The organism is Gaiella occulta (assembly GCF_003351045.1).
GTDB classification, from domain to species: Bacteria; Actinomycetota; Thermoleophilia; order Gaiellales; family Gaiellaceae; genus Gaiella; species Gaiella occulta.
The window spans coordinates 121654-142689 of the sequence record NZ_QQZY01000004.1 but is presented as its reverse complement, the minus strand read 5'-3'; the positions used below and the strand labels follow the sequence as shown (position 1 = coordinate 142689).

18 protein-coding genes are annotated in these 21036 nt (G+C 71.6%); 10 read left to right on the top strand and 8 right to left on the bottom strand.

The features are described 5' to 3' along the window. The first annotated feature begins 190 nt into the window (after positions 1-190). Complete coding sequence (locus tag Gocc_RS09600) at positions 191-1585, top strand: HD domain-containing phosphohydrolase (protein ID WP_181813544.1); 1395 nt, start codon at positions 191-193, stop codon at positions 1583-1585. On the opposite strand, the gene Gocc_RS09595 is transcribed toward Gocc_RS09600, so the two are convergent. After that, on the bottom strand, positions 1504-4131 hold the full coding sequence (locus Gocc_RS09595) for a helix-turn-helix transcriptional regulator (protein ID WP_114796343.1): 2628 nt from the start codon (positions 4129-4131) through the stop codon (positions 1504-1506). The genes Gocc_RS09600 and Gocc_RS09595 overlap by 82 nt on opposite strands. 89 nt (positions 4132-4220) lie before the next feature. Next, positions 4221-4487, bottom strand: coding sequence for a helix-turn-helix domain-containing protein (locus tag Gocc_RS09590; protein WP_114796342.1), 267 nt, complete (start codon positions 4485-4487; stop codon positions 4221-4223). A gap of 168 nt (positions 4488-4655) precedes the next feature. Here Gocc_RS09590 and Gocc_RS09585 point away from each other — a divergent pair, with 168 nt between their 5' ends. The 4 genes from Gocc_RS09585 to Gocc_RS09570 all read left to right on the top strand — a co-directional run bounded on the left by Gocc_RS09585 (position 4656) and on the right by Gocc_RS09570 (position 10298). After that, the gene (locus tag Gocc_RS09585) at positions 4656-4940 is read left to right on the top strand and encodes a helix-turn-helix transcriptional regulator (RefSeq protein ID WP_114796341.1); all 285 of its coding nucleotides are present in this window, start codon (positions 4656-4658) and stop codon (positions 4938-4940) included. Positions 4941-5019: 79 nt separating this feature from the next. Continuing rightward, positions 5020-7695 (top strand): bifunctional acetate--CoA ligase family protein/GNAT family N-acetyltransferase, encoded by a 2676-nt coding sequence (locus Gocc_RS09580; protein ID WP_181813543.1) that lies wholly within the window; start codon positions 5020-5022, stop codon positions 7693-7695. Between the two features lie 40 nt (positions 7696-7735). After that, positions 7736-9571: a heavy metal translocating P-type ATPase gene (locus Gocc_RS09575; RefSeq protein ID WP_114796339.1), complete on the top strand. Its 1836-nt coding sequence runs from the start codon at positions 7736-7738 to the stop codon at positions 9569-9571. 82 nt (positions 9572-9653) lie between these two features. After that, positions 9654-10298, top strand: a complete 645-nt coding sequence (locus Gocc_RS09570; RefSeq protein WP_114796338.1) for a CBS domain-containing protein — start codon at positions 9654-9656, stop codon at positions 10296-10298. Here Gocc_RS09570 and Gocc_RS09565 read toward each other — a convergent pair. Next, entirely contained in the window at positions 10292-11785 is a 1494-nt protein-coding gene (locus Gocc_RS09565; protein ID WP_220150550.1) for a gamma-glutamyltransferase family protein, read from the bottom strand. The two genes, Gocc_RS09570 and Gocc_RS09565, sit on opposite strands and share 7 nt — an antisense overlap. A gap of 101 nt (positions 11786-11886) precedes the next feature. On the opposite strand from Gocc_RS09565, the gene Gocc_RS09560 reads away from it, so the two are divergent. Then, the gene (locus Gocc_RS09560; RefSeq protein ID WP_114796337.1) at positions 11887-12279 is read left to right on the top strand and encodes a helix-turn-helix domain-containing protein; all 393 of its coding nucleotides are present in this window, start codon (positions 11887-11889) and stop codon (positions 12277-12279) included. Positions 12280-12305: 26 nt separating this feature from the next. Next, on the top strand, positions 12306-13385 hold the full coding sequence (locus Gocc_RS09555) for an FAD-dependent oxidoreductase (RefSeq protein ID WP_114796336.1): 1080 nt from the start codon (positions 12306-12308) through the stop codon (positions 13383-13385). A 9-nt stretch (positions 13386-13394) separates the two neighbouring features. On the opposite strand, the gene Gocc_RS09550 is transcribed toward Gocc_RS09555, so the two are convergent. Together Gocc_RS09550 and Gocc_RS09545 are read right to left on the bottom strand one after the other, a co-directional pair. Further along, positions 13395-15356: a cbb3-type cytochrome c oxidase subunit I gene (locus tag Gocc_RS09550; RefSeq protein ID WP_181813542.1), complete on the bottom strand. Its 1962-nt coding sequence runs from the start codon at positions 15354-15356 to the stop codon at positions 13395-13397. Further along, entirely contained in the window at positions 15353-15877 is a 525-nt protein-coding gene (locus Gocc_RS09545; protein ID WP_220150549.1) for a cupredoxin domain-containing protein, read from the bottom strand. The genes Gocc_RS09550 and Gocc_RS09545 overlap by 4 nt, the downstream gene beginning before the upstream one ends. Before the next feature lie 95 nt (positions 15878-15972). Between Gocc_RS09545 and Gocc_RS09540 the strand changes: the two genes are divergently transcribed. Then, positions 15973-16506, top strand: a complete 534-nt coding sequence (locus Gocc_RS09540) for a universal stress protein (RefSeq protein ID WP_114796334.1) — start codon at positions 15973-15975, stop codon at positions 16504-16506. Here Gocc_RS09540 and Gocc_RS09535 read toward each other — a convergent pair. Next, a complete protein-coding gene (locus Gocc_RS09535; protein ID WP_181813541.1) occupies positions 16503-17153 on the bottom strand; it encodes a helix-turn-helix transcriptional regulator in 651 nt (216 codons plus the stop codon). The two genes, Gocc_RS09540 and Gocc_RS09535, sit on opposite strands and share 4 nt — an antisense overlap. A gap of 137 nt (positions 17154-17290) precedes the next feature. Between Gocc_RS09535 and Gocc_RS09530 the strand changes: the two genes are divergently transcribed. Continuing rightward, entirely contained in the window at positions 17291-18376 is a 1086-nt protein-coding gene (locus Gocc_RS09530; RefSeq protein WP_181813540.1) for a multicopper oxidase domain-containing protein, read from the top strand. Positions 18377-18445: 69 nt separating this feature from the next. Here the strand turns inward: Gocc_RS09530 and Gocc_RS09525 are convergent, their stop codons facing one another. Then, complete coding sequence (locus Gocc_RS09525) at positions 18446-19084, bottom strand: response regulator transcription factor (protein ID WP_114796331.1); 639 nt, start codon at positions 19082-19084, stop codon at positions 18446-18448. Beyond that, positions 19081-20211, bottom strand: a complete 1131-nt coding sequence (locus tag Gocc_RS15685) for a GAF domain-containing sensor histidine kinase (RefSeq protein ID WP_147281244.1) — start codon at positions 20209-20211, stop codon at positions 19081-19083. The genes Gocc_RS09525 and Gocc_RS15685 overlap by 4 nt, the downstream gene beginning before the upstream one ends. A 56-nt stretch (positions 20212-20267) precedes the next feature. Between Gocc_RS15685 and Gocc_RS09510 the strand changes: the two genes are divergently transcribed. Then, positions 20268-21029, top strand: coding sequence for a DsbA family protein (locus tag Gocc_RS09510; RefSeq protein ID WP_114796330.1), 762 nt, complete (start codon positions 20268-20270; stop codon positions 21027-21029). The last annotated feature ends 7 nt before the right edge of the window (positions 21030-21036 follow it).

Here is a 21036-nt window from a genome sequence, read left to right as displayed (position 1 = left end):
GATTGCGGTTCCCCCGAAAGAGGGATGCCCGCTAGGGGCGGAGAAACGAGGATCTGACGGCTACCAGTCCTTCGCGCCGCTCATGAGGGCATGAGCCGCGACACGACGAAACAGCTTGCGCATCGATGCTCCTAGGTTCGGGTACTGACGGCAAAGAAGATCCTATACCCCATTCGAGGGATAGATCAAGTTGATCTTGGACACACAACGACGGACATGGGCATACGCCTGCGCACTAGCGATAGCGGCCGTCGCCACCGGCTTGGTTGTCTCTGAGGCTGGCTATGGGCTCGGGGACCCCTGGACGATCGTCGCTCTGATCACTGTGAACGCTGTTGCCGAGCGGAGCGGCGTATGGATCACACGCACGCTCCAGCTCTCTATCGCGCTTCTGCCAACACTCTTCGCGGCTGTTCTCTTCGGGCCGCTCGCAGCGGGTCTCGTGAACGCGGCATCGATGCTCGGTGATTCCGAACTCTTCTCACGACCTGACCCTGAGCGGGCGCCGAGGCTCAAGTGGGCGACTTACACAAGTACGCGATTCCTCACCGGAGTCGCCGCCGGTTTCATCGCCCTTGGAATCAAGGGCTCCCCGGCCAGCGGCTTAGGGAGACTTCTCGCAGCAACGCTGGTCGCGGCCCTCGTGGCAGAGATCCTGGACATTCTGTCAGCAGGGATCACCGCAAGGATCCGCGGTCGAGACATCAGAGACGTCCTCCGGCCGCTTGCCCCACTCCTTTTGACATCGGTACCTCTCTATGCACCGATCGTCGCGATCCTTGCGCTCGCCTACAGCGAGGTTTCTCCTTGGACGGCGCCGCTCTTCTTCATACCTGCGCTCGCGGCTCAGCGGTTGTTTGGGATGTACCAACAGCAGCGACAGTTCGCTCAGGATCTCAAGCGTGCCAACATGTCATTCGCTGAGGCTCTGGTCGCAACTCTTGAGAAGAGTGACCGATACACGGCCGGCCACTCGAAGGCGGTGGCGATCTACTCGAGGGATATTACAAAACGACTGGGCCTCTCCCCCGACGTTCAAGAGCGTGCATATTTGTGCGGTCTTGTCCATGACATTGGCAAGATCGGTCTTCCGGCTAGCCTACTTCTCAAGGACGGGCCCTTGACTCTCGAAGAGCGTCGCCAGATGCAGGAACATCCGGCGATTGGCGAAACGATCCTTGAGAAGGTGGATCTGTACGCGGACGTTGCTGTAGTGGTCAGGCACCATCACGAGCGGATTGACGGAGAGGGCTATCCAGACGGACTCTCGGGATCGGAGATTCCGCTCCTCTCAAGGGTCATCGCCGTCGCGGACGCCTACAACGCGATGACCTCCCATCGACCGTACCGTGAGGCGATGTCAAGCCGAGTCGCGCGCCTCCGACTCGCACAGGCCGTGGAAAGCCAGTTTGACACCTCAGTTGTGGCAGCCTTCGAAGCCATCCTCGCTAGCGCTGGCGAGGACTACCGCATGGCGAAGCGCGAAGACTTTGATCCGAGCGGCTACTCTGCGATCGAACGATTGCTGTCTGAGGAGGATGTCGAACCAAGAGGTGATCCTGAAGTGGCCGTAGGCGTTGCATGACGCCAACGATCCCGAGCAGCGTTCATTGCAAGTGCCGTCCGCGACCGAATGCCCAGTTTGTCGAAGACGTGATGGACATGCACCTTGACAGTCGACTCGCTGATGAAGAGCCGTCTGGCAATCTCGCTGTTCGACATTCCTTCGCAGACTAGGTCATAGACCTCTCGCTCTCGCTTCGACAAAAACTCCTTCGGATCCAGACTCGCGGATCCGCTCATCAAGAACTCCAGAAGCTGTTCGTCTCTAGCACGACCTACGATAAACACGGTTCGCTCTCGCACCGACGGAGACGAGAGCGCAACTGAGAGAACATCAACGCTCGCCCGGTAAGTGCCGACCACGAGATCGACAGCTCCGGCTTCGAAACCGACGTCGATCATGTTCTCTACGTGCTCATGCATCTGAGGGTCTCGACCATTTACTGAGCAAACAGCATCGATGGCAACCGCCAGCACGCGTGCTTCAACCGCGTTCGTCGACCCGACCGCCTCTCGTGCGAGCGTTCGAGCCTTTTCCAATCGCCCGATTGAGGCCAGCGCGAGACCCCTCGAAGCCAGCACTTCACCCCGCATGGATCGAAGAGATTCCTCGAGACTGGGCGGCTCCGTGGCACAGGCCTCGGATGATCGGCCCTCCTGTAGAAGCGTACGCACCCGTGCCGCGTAGACGCTTTGAACGCCGAATTCATCGTTGCAACGCCGCGACTCGGCGACTGCGACGTCGAGGGACGCGTGAGCTGCGGCATAGTCTCGATGGCCGGTAGAAGCCATCGCAGACATCAAATGCGCGTACGGAAGCGCAAGGTCTACCCGAAATTCGGTAGCATCGTTCAAGAGAAGTCCGGTCTGCTGAGCTGCTTCGTCGTAGAACGCCCCAAGGTTTAACGCGTACGCGAATGCGCACCTGAATGAGCACCTGACAAATGGATCGTCGACGTGATCCACCAACTCGGCGACACGTCGGGCGGCAGATAGGTGCTGGACCGAGCCGAAGCGAAAACCTAACCCGAGCCTCTTGTCTGCCATTCGCACCAGCTCGTAGGGACCTCTCGTTGTGAGTGTCTCCTCCAGCGTTCGCATCAGTTCGTGTGCTTCGTCGAGCTCCAATGCCGTGGCGCACATGAGCTGCCCCCAGAGAGCTTCGTGTACGCTGCGCGGATTTAAGGCTGCTTCCTCCGCGAGTCTGTAATAAGAGAGAGCGACCTCCTCCCTCGACCCTGAATGTGCAGACCGCGCAGCCACGACCAATGCTCGGAAACGGTTCGCCTCATTCTTAGCCAGCATGGACAGAGCGACTTCGGCGAATGCCTGGGCGCTCATGTGCCGACCATGCCGTAGCGCCAGTTCGGATTTTGCGATTTCGACGATCGGACTGACCAACCTGCGGCGTTCTGCCCGGTCAATCCACCGCTCGATTGTCGCAAGACGTGCTCCGTTGAGTAGTTCATCGAGAGCGTCGTTGAACAGAACCTCTAGCTCGGCATCAATCCGATGGCGCTCGACAAGGTCGAAGGCCGCGTCCCATTCACGACGTCTCCGATAAACCCCCAGACACAGATTGATGACCGCGGACAGATCCTTCGTAGCCTCCCGCCGGGCCCTCTCCTCGAGGAAGGCGGCGGCGAGGGGGTGGAACTCGAGCTTGCCGCCACGCTCTTCGAGCACGCCCAGCGTGAGCGCTTCGGTGCACACGCGCTGCGCGCGCTCGGCGCCGAGGAGCTCCTCGGCGAGCTCGCGGTCGAGGCTCGGCGCGGTGGCGAGCAGGCCGAGACCGAGGCGCAGGTCGGGCTCGAGGCCGCGGTAGATCTCATCCGCGAAGAACTCGTACAGCTGGTCGGGCAGCTCGAGCTCGATCACCGGTTCCGCCGGCGACGACGTCGTCAGGCTGGCGAGCCCGATCACCGCCGGCCATCCTCCGGCCAGGGCGAGCAGGCCCGGGCTCAGCCGCTCCTGCGCGCCGGCCAGCAGGTCGTCCACCTCTTCCTCGCTCATCGCCAGCGCGCTCTGTCCGATCTCCAGCACGTCGCCGTAGAGGACGCTGCGCGTCGAGACCCAGCGCGGGCGGTCGCGCGTCGAGATCAGCACCTGCAGCGGCGAGCGCAGGACGACGGCCTCGACGAAAGCCTCGGAAGTCGACGACTCGCGCACGTGGTGGTAGTCGTCGATCACCATCCACGCGTCGCCGGGCCAGCCCGCCAGATCCTCCGACAGCAGGTCGACGAGCACCGACAGCTCCTCCGCCGGGTCGTTCGTCGCGTTCAGGCGCTCGCGCAGCCGCCGGTCGCAGCCCGGCAGGATCTCCGCGCCGGCGCCCGCCATCTCCCGCGCCAGCACCGCGACGTCCGCCGTGGCACGGCGCGCACGCACCCACGAGACCCGCCGGCCCGGCTGCGCCGCCCACTGCTCTGCCAGCGTCGTCTTGCCGTAGCCGGCCGCCGCGACGAGCATGCGCACGCGAGCCTGCGAGCGGTCGAGCGCCCGGATAAGGCGCGGCCGCTCGATGATCCGGCGACGCCGGATGGTCGGCTTCACGGTCGGCTCGGCCATGGCAGTGCCAGTGGACGCTACTGGAGCAGCGCTCATTCGAGAAGACGGGCGCCCGCGGCGGAGCGGGGGAAGCCGCGGGCGCCCAGCCGTCAGGGCCCCGGGCGCCGAACCAGCGCGCCCAGGCTTGCGGAGAGAGGGTCCTCGCCGGTCAGCGCCCTGAAGGCGACCGGGATCTGCCGCCGGCGGCTCACGCCCAGCTTCGAGCGCAGCGTGTCCGCGTGCGCCTTCGCCGTTCGCGGGGAGATGCCGAGCCGCGCGCCGACCTCGTCGTTCGAGCACCCTGCCGCGATCAGTGCGATCACCTCGCGCTGCCGCTCCGTCAACCTCGTGCCTCTCTCCATCATCGGGGTCGTCATGCCGCCGCAGGCTACTGTCCCCCGCTCGCAGCAACCATTCGCCCGCGGGTGTAACCCCGGGTGTAAACACTACACCTGAAGTTGACTTCTGCTATTTTCGCCTGCGATGGGCGCCGACCTCAACCTCCGGGGCGCCCTCGCAGCGGCCCAGAGGGCGGAGGAGCGAGCATGAGCGGCTGGACGTTCCTGTCGCATCACGCCCAGGTGCTGCTCTGCATCGCCCGCGACCCCGACACGCGACTGCGGGACGTCGCCGTCGAGGCGGGGATCACGGAGCGCGCCGTGCAGGCGATCGTGAACGACCTCGTCGCGGAGGGATACGTGGAGCGCACGCGCGTCGGCCGCCGCAACCACTACGTCGTCCACGATCACGTGCCGCTGCGGCATCCGCTGCAGCGCGACATCGACGTGGGGACGCTCCTGCGCATGTTCGCCCCGCGCGGGCGCCGCTGACGAGCCTGCGGCTTTCCCGCGCCGACGTTCCGCGCCGCGACGGATGACCCGGCGCGCGCGGCGCGCGAGACTGGGCAGCGTGCCGCACCTCGTGCAGGATCAGGACATGCAGGCCACCGTCGACGTCATCCTCCGCGACGGGACGACGCTGCGTCTGCGCGCTCCCAGCGCCGACGACGTCGACGCGATCGTCGCCTTCTTCGCCGGCCTCTCGGTGCGCAGCCGCTTCCTCCGCTTCCACGGTCTCGCCGCCGCCGGCGAGCGGTTCGCCCGCACCCTCGTCGATCCCGACTGGGAGGAGGCGGGCTCGCTGATCGGCGTCATGGGCGACGGCTCCGACGCGCGCATCGTGTCCGTCGCCAACTACAGCCGCCTGCGCGATCGTCACGCGGCAGAGGCCGCGTTCGCGGTCGCCGACGACGTCCAGCGCAAGGGGATCGGCACGCGGATGCTCGAGCAGCTCGCCGCGCGCGCCGCCGCCCACGGCATCGAATCCTTCGTCGCCGAGGTGCTGCCGGAGAACGCGGCCATGCTGTCGGTGTTCGAGAACATCGGCTTTCGCGCCGCCCGCGCCCTCGAGGGCGGCGTCTACGAGGTCACGTTCCCGATCGAGTCGACCCCCGGGTACCGCGAGCGTGTCGACGCGCGCGACCACGTCGCCGTCTCGGCGTCGCTGCGGCCCTTCTTCGCGCCGTCGACGGTCGCCGTGATCGGTGCCTCCCCACGCCGCGGCTCGATCGGCGGCGAGCTGTTCCGCAACGTCCTCGCCGGAGGCTTCACCGGCGCCGCCTACCCGGTCAACCGCTCCGGCGAGCCCGTGGCCGGCGTCCGCGCCTACCCGTCCATCGACGAGATCCCCGACGAAATCGACCTCGGCGTCATCTGCCTCCCCGCAGAGCACGTGCTCGAGGCCGCCGAGGCGACGCTCCGCAGCGGCACGCGCGCGCTCTGCGTGATCTCGGCCGGGTTCGCCGAGACCGGCGACGAGGGCCGGGCCCGGCAGGAGCAGCTGCTCGCCCTCGTCCGTGCGCACGGGGCCCGCCTCGTCGGCCCGAACTGCCTCGGCATCGCCTCCGCCGCCGTCGGGCTCAACGCGACCTTCGCGCCGCGCTCGTTCCCGGCAGGCCGCATCGGCTTCTCGTCGCAGTCCGGGGCGCTCGGCCTGGCGCTGCTCCAGCGCGCCGAGGCACGGGGCCTCGGCGTGTCCGCGTTCGTCTCGATCGGCAACAAGGCGGATGTGTCCTCGAACGACCTGCTCGAATGGTGGGAGGACGACGGCGGCACCGACCTCGTGCTGCTGTACGTGGAGTCGTTCGGCAACCCGCGCAAGTTCGCGCGCATCGCCCGCCGCGTCGCCCGCGACAAGCCCATCCTGGCGATGAAGAGCGGTCGCTCGCGGGCCGGGCAGAAGGCGGCGGGCTCGCATACCGCCGCGCTCGCCGGGTCCGACGCCGCCGTCGATGCGGTCTTCCGCCAGGCCGGCGTGCTCCGCGCCGACACGCTCGGGGAGCTGCTCGACGTCGCCGCCCTGCTCTCCACCCAGCCCGTCCCGCGCGGCCGCCGCGTCGCGGTGCTCACGAACGCGGGCGGCCTCGGCATCCTCTGCGCCGACGCCTGCGAGAGCGCCGGCCTCTCCCTTCCCCAGCTCTGCGAGGACACCCGCGCCGCGCTCGCCGCCGTGATGCCCGCCGAGGCGTCGACCGCGAACCCCGTCGACATGCTCGGCTCGGCCACGGCCGAGAGCTACCGGGCGGCGCTGCCGCTCGTGCTCGCCGATCCCGGCATCGACGCCGTCATCGTGCTCTTCGTCCCCCCCGTCGCGGTCGCGACCGCCGACGTCGGCGCGGCCGTCAGCGAGGCGGCCGCCGCGAGCGGCACCTCGAAGCCCGTGCTCGCCGCGATCCTCGCCGCCGAGGGCGCCCCATCCACCCTGCGCCGCGCCGCGCAGATCCCGTCGTTCGCCTACCCCGAGGCCGCCGCACGGGCGCTCGGCCGCGCAGCCGAGCGCGCCGAGTGGCTCAGGCGCGCGGCGGGAACGGTGCCACACCTCGACGGCATCGACCACGCAGCGGCCACGGAGGTCGTCGAGCGCGCGCTCGGCGGCGCGGCCGAGGCGTGGCTCGGGCCCGGCGACGTGCGCGCGCTGCTCGAGGCGTACGGCCTCCCCGTCGTCCCCGAGCTCGTCGCCGCGGGCCCGGAGGAGGCCGTAGCCGCCGCCGAGAAGCTCGGCTACCCGGCGGTCGTGAAGACGGCCGCGGCAGGCGTCCACAAGACCGAGAGCGGCGGCGTCGCGCTGGACCTCGCCTCCGCCGCGGACGTGCGCGCCGCGGCGGCGCGGATCGGCGGCTCCGTCATCGTGCAGCCGCTGATCAGCGGCGGCGTCGAGCTGCTCGCAGGCGTCGCACAGGATCCCGTGTTCGGCCCTCTCGTCGCGTTCGGCCCCGGCGGCATCCACGCGGAGCTGATCGGAGACGCCCAGTTCCGCCTCGCCCCGCTCACGGACGTCGACGCCGACGAGCTCGTCGGCGGCGGCAAGGCCGGCCGCCTCGTGGCCGGCTTCCGCGGCGCCCCTCCCGCCGACGCCGCGGCGCTCAGCGACGTGCTGCACCGGCTCTCCCGGCTCGCGGAGGACGTGCCCGAGCTCGCCGAGCTCGACCTCAACCCCGTGCTCGGGCTCGAGCACGGGGCCGTCGTCGTCGACGCCCGCGTGCGCCTCGCGCGCCCGCCGGCGCCCACCGGCCCGAAGTCCTGGTAGGCGTTCCCCGCAGACCGGCGGCGGCGATGATGGCGGGAACATGAGAGCCCGCCTGCTCGCACTCACCGCACTCGCCGCGATCGCCTGCGGCGGCGTGCTCTGGCTGCTCGACCACCCGGGCCTCGCCGACCTGGCCTGGGGCGTGGGCGCCGCCGCCGTGCTCGTGCCGCTCGCCCTCGCCACGGCACGCGCGCTCGGCCGCGGCGACGTCGGGGTCGACGCCATCGCCCTCATCGCCATCGCCTGGTCGCTCCTCCTCGGAGAGCAGCTCGCCGCCGTGATCGTCGCGCTGATGATGAGCGGCGGCGAGGCGCTCGAGTCGTGGGCCGCGGGCCGCGCCCGCCGCGAGCTGCGGCTGCTCGTCGAGCGCGCCCCGCGCATCGCCCACCGCCACGCCGACGGAGCGGTCGAGGAGGTCGCGGTCGAGGAGCTGCAGCCGGCCGACGTCGTCGTCGTGCGCGCCGGCGAGGTCGTCCCCGCCGACGGCACCGTCGTCCGCGGGGAGGCCGTCATCGACGAGTCCGCGCTCACCGGCGAGCCGCTGCCGGTGACGATCGCGGCCGGCGCCGACGTCCGCTCGGGCACGGCCAACGCCGGCGACGCGTTCGATCTCCGCGTCACGCGGCCGGCGGCGGAGAGCGCCTACGCGGCCATCGTCCGGCTCGTGCGCGAGGCGGAGAGCGACCGCTCGCGCTTCACGCGTCTCGCCGACCGCTACGCCGCCTTCTTCCTCCCCTTCAGCCTCGCCGTCGCCGGCATCGCCTGGCTCGCGACCGGAGACGCGAAACGAGGGCTCGCGGTGATGGTGGTCGCGACTCCGTGCCCGCTCATCCTCGCCGCGCCGATCGCGTTCGTGGCAGGGCTCTCCCGTGCCGCTCGCGCCGGCGTCATCGTCAAGGGTGCAGGCGCGCTCGAGCGCCTCGGCGCGGCGCGCACCGTCCTGCTCGACAAGACGGGCACCCTCACGCTCGGAGCGCCGGACGTCGAGCGGGTCGTGCCGCTCGGATCGCTGCCCGCAGGCGAGGTGCTACGGCTCGCGGCCTCGCTCGACCAGATGTCGGTGCACGTGCTGGCGGACAGCCTCGTCCGCGACGCGCGCCGGCGCGGTCTCGCGCTCGCCGTGCCGACGGCCGTCACGGAGGACGCCGGCCACGGCATAGCCGGCGAGGTCGAGGGCCGCCACGTCGCCGTCGGCTCGAGCGGCTGGCTCGCGGCGCAGGGCATCGCCGGCGTGGGCGAGCGCTCCCGCGGCGAGGACGGAGCGGACGACGCCGGTCGCGCCGAGGTGCTCGTCGCCGTGGACGGAGCGCTCGAGGGCATCGTCGTGATGGGAGACCGGCTGCGCCCCGGCGCCGAGAGCCTCGCCGGCGACCTGCGGGACGCGGGCATCTCCGAGATCGCACTCGTCACCGGCGACCGCCGCGAAGTCGCCGACGAGGTCGCGCGCCTTGCCGGCATCGACCGCGTGCTCGCCGAGCAGACACCCGAGGACAAGCTCGATGCGGTTCGGGCGATGATCGGCGCGCACGGCGAGAGCGGGGCCGTCGTCATGGTCGGAGACGGGATCAACGACGCCCCCGCCCTGGCGCTCGCCGACGTCGGCATCGCGATGGCGGGCAAGGGCGCCACGGTGTCGTCCGAGGCGGCCGACGTCGTCATCACCGTCGACCGCGCCGACCGCATCGCGCTCTCGATCCGCATCGGCCGCCGCTCCGTCCACATCGCCCGCCAGAGCGTCACCGTCGGGCTCGGGCTCTCGATCACGGCGATGATCGTCGCCGCGTTCGGCTACCTGCCGCCCGTGTGGGGCGCGCTGCTGCAAGAGGTGATCGACGTCGCGGTCATCCTCAACGCGCTCCGGGCGCTGCGCGGCTGATCCGCAGGCCGATCCGCGATCACCCCGATGCCACCGGGCAGGGCAGCCGCGAGGATGCGGCCAACGACAAGGAGGCGCTCCGATGAAGGTCAAGGACGTGATGACGACCGAGGTCGTGACGGCCACGCCCGGCATGTCGCTCAAGGAGGCCGCGGGCCTGCTCGCCGGTCGCGGCATCTCGGGCATGCCCGTCGTGGCAGAGGACGGCAAGGTGCTCGGCGTCATCTCCGAGGCGGACGTGCTCGTGAAGGAAGCGGAGGCCCGCCCGGCAGGCGGGCTGCTGCGCTGGCTCGCGATGCCGGATCCGGCCTGGGCGCAGCGCAGCGTCGCCGTCACCGTCGGCGAGGCGATGTCGGCGCCCGCGCTCACGATCACCCCGGGACGGCCGGTCGCCGAGGCCGCACGGGTGATGCTCGAAGAGGGCGTCAACCGGCTGCCCGTCGTCGACCGGGACGGGACGCTCGCGGGGCTCGTCAGCCGCGGCGACCTCGTGCGCGCGTTCGCTCGCAGCGACGAGGAGATCCGGCGCGAGATCGAGGAGGACGTGCTGCGCCGGGTGCTCTGGCTCGAGGAGGGCACCGTGCGCGTGTCGGTCGACGACGGAGCGGTGACGCTCAGCGGCGAGATGCCGACGGCCGACGACGCCCGCATCGCGTCGACCTTCGTCTCACGCGTTCCCGGGGTCGTGTCGGTCGCCTCGACGGTACGGCACCGCGCGGATCAGTAGCCCGCCGCGAAGCCGTCGCCGCGGCCGTCCGAGCCGCCGATCAGCCCCTCGCCGCAGCGCAGGATCATCTGGCCGACGCCGAACGGGTGCGGTGACGAGCCGCGGACGGCGTCATGGCCGAGCAGGCGCAGCCGCTCCGCGGCCTGCCACAACCCCGGCTCGAGCGTGACGACGCGACCGCCCTCGACGCGCCAGCGCGGGGCGTCGAGAGCAGCCTGCGGGTCGTCGCCGTGGTCGACGAGCCGCAGCAGAAGCTGGAAGTGGCCCTGCGGCTGCATCGGGCCCCCCATCACCCCGAACGGCCCCAGCATGCGCCCGCCCTCGAGCAGCATGCCGGGGATGATCGTGTGGTACGGGCGCTTGCCCGGCGCGAGCGCGTTGGGATGGCCGGGCTCGGCGGAGAAGCCGGCGGCGCGGTTGTGCAGCGAGACACCGGTGCCGGGGGCGACGACGCCGGAGCCGAACGACTCGTAGATGCTCTGGATCAGCGACACCGCCATGCCGTCGGCATCGACGGCGCACAGGTACGTCGTGCCGCCGCGCGGCAGCCGGAGCACCGGGTCGAGCGCCGCCGCCGGCCGCACGAGCGCCCGGCGCGCCGCCAGCCGCTCGGGAGCGAGGAAGTCGCCGGGGAGCGCGCCGTCGTGCACGACCGCCCGCGTGTCGGCGAGCGCGAGCTTCATCGCCTCGATCTGCGCGTGCAGGCCCGGCTCGAGACCGTCGTAGAGTGCGAGCGCGAGCAGCGCCGCCGCCCCCTGGCCGTTGGGCGGCAGCTCGCACACCTCGACACCGCGGTAGTCGTGCCGAAGCGGCTCGACCCACTCCGTCCGGTGCTCGGCCAGGTCGCTCTCCTCGAGCCACGTCGCCGACGCGATCGCCGCCGCCACCGGTCCCTCGTAGAACGCCTGCGGGCCGCGCTCGGCGATGCCCCGCAGCGTCGCGCCGAGCTCGGGAAGCCGATAGCGCTCGCCCACGCGGGGCGCGGGCCACGGCGCACGCTCCGCCCGTGCCCACTTGTCCGCGATGCGCGCCGTGCACGCGAGGCCGCTCTCCGCGAGCGCGGCCGCCGGCGCCAACGCCGCGTCGAGCCCGAGCCGGCCGAAGCGCACGGCGAGGTCGGCCCACAGGCGCACGGCCCCCGGCACCGTCACCGACCGCGGCCCCGCCGCATCGGCGCGGTCGGCGTCGAGCACGGCCGGCGAGCGGCCGGAGCCGTTCGCCCCGTGGAGCGTCGCGCCGTCCCAGACCAGCGCGAACGCGTCCCCTCCCGGCCCGTTGTCGGTCGGCTCGGCGACGGTGAGCACGGCCGCGGCAGCGAGAGCCGCGTCGACCGCGTTGCCGCCGCGGTCGAGCGCAGCGAGGCCCGCGCGGGTCGCGAGCGGATGGCTCGTCGCCACCATCGCCTCCGCGGCCACGGCCGGCATCCGGCGCCAGCCGCTCGTGTGTGCCGAGCCCGGGCGGAACAGCGCGTCGAAGCCGATCTCCACGGCACGAGCATCGCACGTCGACGACGTCGACGGCCCGCGCTCCGGCCGACGGCTCCCTCTTCCCCTCGGCGCGCGGAACCTGTACCGTTGTCGATGTAAGTATGAGCTACACGGGAGCGATCACCTTCAAACGGGCCCGGACACCGCACTACGACGACCCGGTCGCCGTCGGCCGGCGCCTGCACGAGGCACGGGAGGCCGCCGCGATGAGCCAGCGCGAGCTCGCGTTCCCCGGGTGCAGCGCCGCCTACATCTCGCGCATCGAGCGCGGGGAGCGGATTCCGTCGCTCCAGGTGATGCGGGAGCTCGCGCGGCGGCTCGGCGTGTCCGAGGCGCTCCTCGCCTTCGGCCGCGACCCGATCGACTCCGGCGTCGCCTCCCGCGTGCGCGACGTCGAGGCCGCCGAGGCGAGCGGCGACGCCGCGGCCCGCACCCGCGCCTACCAGGCCCTGTCGCGGGCGGCGTCGAAGGCCGCTCGGGCGATCTCGAGCTAGCCGTCCTCCCGTAGGATCGCCCGGAGATGGGGCGCGATGCGGATATCGTCGTCGTCGGCGGCGGGATCACCGGGGTCGCGGCGGCCCGCGCCCTGGCGCAGGGCGGTCGCGCGGTGCTCCTGCTCGAGCAGTTCGAGCTGGGCCACGATCGCGGCTCGAGCCACGGCGGCTCCCGCATCTTCCGGCTCGCATACCCGGACGCCCACTACGTGCGCCTGGCGCAGGGGGCACGGGAGGGGTGGCGCGAGCTGGAGGCGGAGTGCGGGGAGACGCTCATCGTCACGGCCGGCGCGCTCGACTTCGGGCCGATCGCGCTCGAGCACGCGCGTGCGCTCGCATCCTGCGGCGTCCGCTACGAGCTCCTCGACGGGCGCGACGTGAGCATGCGCTGGCCGATCGACGCCGACCCGGGCGAACCGGTGCTCTACCAGCCGGACGGAGGCACGACGCTTGCCGACCGCGCGCACGCCGCATTCGCCGCGGCGGCGCGGCAGAGCGGCGCCGAGATCCTCGAGAACACTCCCGTGACGGAGATCGAGCTCGGCCCCGGCGTCGTGCGCGTGCACACGGCGCGCGAGGAGATCGTCGCCCGCGCGGTCGTCGTCGCCGCCGGAGCCTGGGCGCAGGCGCTGCTGGCGCCGCTTCGCATCGAGCTCGCCGTCGTACCGACCCGCGAGACCGTGACCTACTTCGACCTTCCCGGCGCTCTCGAGCTACCGACCGTCGTCGACGACGCGGTACCGGACGCTCGCGCCCACGGCCTGCGACGCCCCGGCCTGATCAACTACGCCCTGCCGGCGCCCGGCATCGGCCTCAAGTGCGGCCTCCATCATGCGGGCCCGCCCGCCAACCCGGACGAGCGCGGCGAGCCCGACGAAGCGGTCGTGCGCTGGGCGTCGACCTGGGTCGCACGCCGCTTCCCGGAGGTCGATCCCTCGCCGGTCGGCGCGGAGACCTGCCTCTACACGAGCACCGCCGACGAGAGCTTCGTCCTCGAGCGCCACGGCCGCGTCGTCGTCGCCTCCGCCTGCTCGGGCCACGGCTTCAAGTTCGCGCCCCTGCTCGGACGCACGATCGCGGCGATGGCGCGCGACGCGGCCGGCTGAGGCGCGACGCTACTTCGTCGTGCTCTGCACGACGTACGCGGCGACGTCCTGGATCTGCTGCCCGCTGAGCCGATCGTCGAACTTCGGCATCGCACCGACGCCGTTCGTCACGCGCGCGACGACGAGGTCCCGCGACAGGCTCGCGTTGCCGTCGAGCGACGGGCCGACGTTGCCTGACGCCCCCGCCGCGGCGAACGTGTGACAGGCCCCGCAGCCCGCAGCGGCGAACACCTCCTTGCCCTTCGCCGGGTCGCCCGCGGCCGTCCCACCGCCGCCCGTCGTCGCCGGCGCCGTCACCGTCGTCGCGCCGCCGCCCTTCCCGTACTCGCGCCCGACGAGATAGCCGCCCAGCGCGAAGACGAACGCGAGCGAGAGCGCGGTGAGCACGAGCGCGCCCTCGGCCGCGGGCACGGTCCAGTCGCGCGGCGGGGCGGGCTCGGGGATGCCGCGCTCGTCGAACGTGGCGATGCCGGCCTTGCCGCGCAGCGTCTGCAGCACGTTCCAGAAGAAGAGCGCCTGCACGGCCGCCAGCAGGACGACGAAGCCGAGCGAGACCCGCGTCAGCGTGTCGTACTCCGACGGCAGCACGGCCCAGCGCCGCGGAGCGCCGTCGAGGCCCTGGACGAGCCAGAGCCCGAAGAAGGCCGTGCCCACCCCGAACGTCGTCCACACGTGGATCCACGCAAGCCGCTCGCTGTAGAGCGCCTTCCCGGAGAGCTCGGGCAGCAGCGCGTAGGTGGCGCCGAACACGACCAGGCCGATGTTGAGCATCGCCATGTGGTGGAAGTGGCCGACGATCCAGAGCGTGTTGTGGACCGCGACGTCGAGGGCGATGGTCGCGTTGACGACCCCGGACAGCCCGGCGAGGAGCCAGCCGACGAGGCCCAGGAACAGCGCGGTCGAGGCGGGCGTCCAGCGGAATCGCGAGCGGTAGATCGTGAACGCCAGGCTGTACAGGGACAGCGCCGACGGCAGCACGAGCGCGAACGTGATCGGCTGCATCGCCGTGTTGATCTGCGCCTGCGGGGTGCCGCTCGGGTAGTCGAGGTAGAGGTGGTGCGCCCACACGAACACGTTCGCGATCACGGCGACGGTCCACGCGACGGCGATCACGTGCCCGGCGACGAGATCGCGGCCCGCGTAGCGAGGGATGAGCCAGTAGTAGGCGGCGACGGCCGGGAAGAGGAGCAGGTAGACGACCGGGTGGCCGAACCACCAGAGGATGTTCTTCGCGAGGAGGACGTTCGCGTCCCCCACGATCCCCATCGACTGGAAGATCTGCCAGACGAGCAGGCCGGCGAGCGGCAGCGTCGCGATGATCATGTCGAGGCCGATCACCGCGAGCGGGATCACGGGGTACGGCACCGGCTTCCGGTTCGTCGCGAACGTCTTCGGCATCAGGAAGCCCCAACCGAACGAGATGCCGAGCCGCTTCGCGACGGAGCTCGAGACGCTGTGCAGCGCCTCGCGGTTCGTCACGGTGTGCAGGATCCCGAAGCACCAGGTGACGATCGCGAGCCCGGCCAGCAGGACCGAGAAGGAGAACAGGCCCGTCGCCCAGTCGCCCCAGTTGCCGGAGCCGTAGAACGGCAGCGGGTAGAGGAACACCCATGACGCGCCGAAGCCCATGAAGATCGTCGTCACGATCACGCCCGCGACCCCCAGCACCATCAGCCACCATGTCACGCGCGCCATGGCGAGGCCGAACCCGCGCACCGGGAAGCCGGCGCCGGCGAGGATCCACCACGAAAGCCCCATCACGGCGAAGCCCGCCCAGCCGACGAAGGCGCCGAGACCGTGCGCGGTCATCAGCGCGTACCAGAAGTTGTCGCCGACGCGTGCCTGCGGAACCGCCTGGCTCCAGCGCAGGACGACCCCGAGGAGGCCGGACGCGGCCAGGATCGCCGTCGACGCGCCCACGTAGCGAAGCGTGAGGCCGCGGGCGATGCCCCTGTCGCGCTCGTCGATCACGCCGGCCGCACCTCGAAGCTCGTCTTCATGAGATGGTGCTTGACGCCGCAGAACTCGAGGCACAGCACCGTGTAGGCGCCGGGCTTCGCGAAGGTGTGCACGAGCTTCTGCGTGCGACCGGGAACGACCTGCGCCTGGAACAGCAGCGTGCCCGACGGGTCGTAGACGCCGAAGCCGTGGTTGACGTCCGTGGAGGTCACCAGGAACTCGACGGGGCGACCGGTGACGATGCCGTCGGGCGCGTCGACCGCCCACGCGAACTGCACGCCCGTCACGCGCACGACCTGCTTGCGCGGCCCGGCGCTCTCGCCGTAGGGCGTGTAGAAGATCGTCCCCATCAGCAAAGCGAACAGGGCGAGCACGACGACGACGAGCCAGGTGCTCTCCCGCCGCGACCACGCGGGGGTGCGATCCTCGTCGAGGGGCCGCGTCGTCGAGCGCCACACGGCGAGCGCGACCGCGCCGCCGATCACGACGGCTACCGCGTACGCGACGGTGATGATGGTCGCCGTCTGGCTCACGCGCACCATCCTCGGCGCCGGCGGGTCGGCGCGGCATCGGGCATTCGCCCCGTCTCTGCTGCGGGTTTCCCGCAAGTGTCGACGCGGGCGCACGGATGCGCGCAGCCCGCGCGGCGCGCAAGATCGTGGACATGGGCACGATCGTCGTCGCGACCGACGGATCGGAGGCGGCGAGCGCCGCTCTCGCAGAGGCGGTTGCGCTCGCGCGCCACAGCGGCGACGACATCGCCGCGATCACCGTGTGGCAGGCGCTGCAGGGTGACTTCGGGCTCGCCTTCCCCGCCACCGCGCTGCTCGACGAGCTGCTCGACGCGGAGCGGAATCACGCGATCGCCACGCTCGAGCTGGCGCTCGATCACGGCCGCGAGCACGGGGTCGCGGTGCGCACGCGGCTCGCCACCGGCGACCCGGCCGAGCAGATCTGCGCATTCGCCGAGGAGGTCGGCGCCCGGCTCGTTGCGGTGGGCACGCACGGCTACGGGACGGTGGCGACGCTGCTGCTCGGAAGCGTCTCGGGAGCGGTGATCCGGAAGGCCCCGTGCCCGGTGCTGGTCGTGCGTGCTCCCGAGCAGGCGCAGGAGAGGCCCCGCAAGGGTCGCGCGGCCGCCGCGGGCCGGGCGGCCGGCTAGGCACCCACGCGGCGCACCGAGGCGACGCACGTCGTCGGCGTCGTCCACGGCTCGAGTCGCTCGAGCGCGACCGGCGCGCCGAGCTCCTCGAAGGCGCCCTCGATGATGCCCTCGTGCAGCGCGCAGACGGTGCGCGGGTAGCGCAGCGCGAGCTCCCGGAAGGGGCAGCGGCCCATCACGATGCGGTCGCGGCCGAGCTCCGGCGCGAAGCCACGGCGGCGCAGGAGCGACGCCACGCGCTCGAGGCCCGCCTCGGCCGTGGCCGGCTGCCCGGGCTCGAGGCGCTCGACGAGCACGTGCCCCCAGCTGCGGCCGGCGGCGGCGGCGAGGCCGTCGCCGTCGGGAAGCGGCTCGAGCAAAGAGGCGAGCGCCGAGGCGAGCATCTCGTGCTCGCGCTCCGCCTCGTCGGGCACGGCGCTGAACAGGCGTCGCGGCCGACCGGGTCGCGTTCGGCGCTCCACCACGGCGTCGACGAGGCCGGCCTCGCCGAGCACGTCGAGATGCGCCCGCACCGTGTTCGGATGCAGGGAGAGGACGCGTGCGAGCTCGTCGGCCGAGAGCGGGCGCGCCGACCCGCGCAGGTGCTCCAGCAGGCGCGTGCGCGCGGGCTCTGCAAGCGCACGGTGGCGTCGCGTTTCTCCGTCCACAGCTGGATCTTCGAGGCGCCCGCCGCGCCGCGCATGGGGGGAAGCCCGCAATCGCGATCGGCGCCTCCCCGGATGTGAGCGCGGGGCTGTTCTTCCACTCTGCGATGGAGAAACACCCGTCCTCGGAAGGAGCAGCAATGAAGACTCTCATGCTTGGGCTCGGCGCTCTCGTCGCCGCCGTCGTGATCCTCGTCGCCGCCGTCGTCGCGTCGAATCGGGCCCTCGACGACGACGTCTCGCCGGCGGCCGCTGGCAGCGGGCACGAGAACACGGCGAACGCCTCTGCGACGACGCCGAAGGGCCAGAGCTTCGCCGGCGTCGCGCCGGAGAACGCGAAGGAGCTCGCCCTCGCGCACAAGCCCTACCCCGCGGAGCTCCCGCCCCTGACCCCCGGACCCGTCGTGAAGGTGCGCATGGTGCTGAAGGACGTGACGATCCAGATCGCCCCGGGCGTGTCGTACCAGGCGTGGGGCTTCGAGGGCGGCGCGCCCGGTCCGATCGTGCACGCGCGCCAGGGCCAGACGGTGGAGATGACGCTCACGAACGACGGCGCCATCCCGCACTCGATCGACTTCCACGCGGCGAGGATCGCGCCCAACGAGGCGTTCGTCGACGTGATGCCGGGGAAGTCCTTCACCTTCCGCTTCAAGGCGGACGACCCGGGCGTCTTCATGTACCACTGCGGCACCAAGCCCGTGCTCGCCCACATCGCGAACGGCATGTACGGCGCCATCGTCGTCGACCCGGCGACTCCCCTGCCGAAGGCGGACAAGGAGTACGTCCTCGTCGCCGGCGAGTGGTACCTGGGCAGCGACGGGCTCGACACGCCCGCACAGCTCGACATGAACAAGGCGCGGGCGATGATGCCCGACTGGACGGCGTTCAACGGCTACGCCCACCAGTACGTCGAGCACCCGCTCACCGCCGATCCGGGCGACCTGGTGCGGTTCTACGTCGTCGACGCCGGGCCGAGCCTGACGACCGCGTTCCACGTCGTCGGCACCGTCTTCGACAACGTCTACCCCAACGGGGACATGAACCCGGCGCACGTGCTGAACGGCGTCCAGACCGTCGACGTGCCCGCGGGAGGCGGCGGCGTGTTCGAGGTGAAGATCGACGAGCCGGGCCTCTACCCGTTCGTCTCGCACGCGTTCGCGCACGTCGATCTCGGCCAGGTCGGCCTGCTCGAGGTCGGGAAGCCGAAGGAAGCGGCGTCGCAATAGCGCATCCGCTTCGCGCCCGCGCCACGGGTGCCGGCGGACGTCCCTGGAGGATTCGCGGCGGCGCGACCGTCACGGATCCTCCAGGAGGCCGTTCGCGAGCGCGTAGCGCACGAGCTCGGCGCGCGTGCCGAGCCCGAGCTTCTGCATGATGTGCGCTCGGTGCGTCTCGGCGGTCCGCACCGAGATGAAGAGCGTCCTGGCGATCTCCTGGTTCGTGTGCCCGAGGGCGAGCAGGCGCAGGACCTCGCGCTCGCGATCCGACAGCGGGTCGCTGGCGGCACGGCGGGCAGCCTCGACCTCGGCCTGGGCGAGGCGCGCGCCGAGCGTCGGGTGCACGTAGCGGCCACCGGCGGCGACCTCTCGCACCGCCTGCACGAGCTCGGCGTCGGCGGCCTCCTTGAGCATGTACCCGCTCGCGCCCGCCGCGAAGGCCTCGCGGACGTAGGACGGGTCGTCCTGCATGGACAGCACGAGCACCCGCCCCTTCGACGCCTCGATCGTCTCCGCGCACGCCTCGATGCCGCTGCGGCCCGGCATCACGACGTCGAGCAGGACCACGTCGGGCTTCTCGAGCCGTGCCGCGCGCACGCCCTCGTCCGCCGATCCCGCCTCGGCCACGACCTCGACGTCGTCCTCGCGCTCGAGCAGCAGGCGGAGCCCGGTGCGGACGATCGGGTGATCGTCGACGATGAGCACCCGGATGCTCATCGGATCGGCAGCCCCAGCAACAGGGTCGTGCCGGCGCCGGGCGCGGACTCGACCGACAGCGTGCCGTCGAGCAGCTCGACGCGCTCCCGCATCCCGAGCAGGCCGAGGCCGCCGCCGCGTGGCGCAGCGGGCTCGAATCCCCGACCGTCGTCCTCGATCACGACCGACACCATCTCATTCTTTCGCGTCAGCACGACGCTGACGTGGTGTGCGTCCGCGTGCTTGACCGCGTTCGTGAGCGCCTCCTGCACGATGCGATAGACCGCCGTCTCGAGCTCGGGCTCGAGGCGCTCGTCGCCGAGCCGCGCCTCGACCTGCACGTCGAGGCGGCTCCCCTCGCGCACCGTCTGGCCGAGACGCCTGAGCGCCGGCACGAGACCGAAGTCGTCGAGGGCCGAGGGGCGCAGCTCGACGGCCAGGCGCCGCACGTCCTGCAGGGTCGAGACGACGAGCTCGCGCAGGTCGGCGGCGGCGGCGCGCGCGTCGCCGAGCGACTCCGCGCGCTCCACCACCGCGAGCCCGAGCAGGATCGACGTCAGCGCCTGGCCGGTCTCGTCGTGGAGCTCGCGCGCGAGGCGCCGCCGTTCCACCTCCTGGGCGAGCACCGCCCGCCGCAGCGCGTCGCGCTCGACGCGCCGTGCGTTCTCGATCGCGACGGCCGCCTGAGCGGCGAGGAGCGTGACGATCTCCTCGTCCTCCTCCGTGAACGCGTCCGCCCCCTGCTTCTCCGCCAGATAGAGGTTGCCGAACGCCACGCCTCGCGTCATCACGGGCACGCCGAGGAAGGATCGCATCGGAGGGTGGTTGGCCGGGAACCCGACCGAGCGGGGATCGCGCGTGAGGTCGTCGAGGCGGAGCACCCGGGCATCGTGGATGAGAACGCCGAGGATGCCGCGGCCACGCGGCGGCTCGCCGATCGCCTTGCGCTCGGCATCCGTGACACCGTGCGTGACGAAGCGCTCGAGCTCCGTCCCGGCCCGGTCGATCACGCCGAGCGCGGCGTAGCGGGCATCCGTGAGCTCGGCCGCGATGGTCACCAGCTTCTGCAGGATGACGTCGAGCGACAGCTCGGACGTGATCGCGATGCCGGCATCGACGAGGGCGCGTCTGCGGTTGTCGCGATCCACGCCGGGATTATCACGGTCCCCGCGCGCGCGGACACGGCCGTAGGCAGACTTCGGGGATGCCACCCGTGCCGAGGCCGCCGGCCACGCGAAGGGGTCCCGACCGGAACCTCGTGCTCGCGATCGCCGTCGCGGCGCTCGTCGCGGCGGCGCTGATCGTCGGCAGCATCGTCCTCTCCGGCGGTGGCGGCACGAGCACCGCGCCGGCACAGGGCTCGACGGAGGGACGGACGACCGGAGCCGGAGCCTCGGGCGGCATCGCCTTCCTCGACGGCATCCCCCAGCACGGCACCGTGCTCGGCAACCCGGACGCCACGGTACGGCTACTCCAGTACGAGGACCTGCAATGCCCCATCTGCCGCCGCTACACCGAGGACGCGCTGCAGACGATCGTCGAGGAGTACGTCAGGCCGGGCAAGGTGAAGCTCGACTTCCGCGGCCTCGCCTTCCTCGGCGCGGACTCCGACAAGGCGCTCCGCGTCGCCCTCGCGGCGGGCAGGCAGAACAGGCTCTGGCACGTCGTCGAGCTCTTCTACCGGGAGCAGGGCGAGGAGAACAGCGGCTGGGTGACCGACGCGAAGGTCGACGAGATCCTCGGCCGCGTGCCGGACCTCGACGCGGCGAAGGTGAAGCGCGACGCGCACAGCGCCGGGATCGCGAAGGAGATCGCCGCCGTCGCGGCCGAGGCGGCCCGGCGCCGCGTCCCCGGCACGCCGTGGTTCTACATCGGCGTCGGGGCCGGCGAGCCGTACGAGCTGCAACCGGCGTCGCTGACGCCGGACGCCTTCCGGCCGGCGCTCGACGGCGCGCTGCAGGGATGAGCCCGGG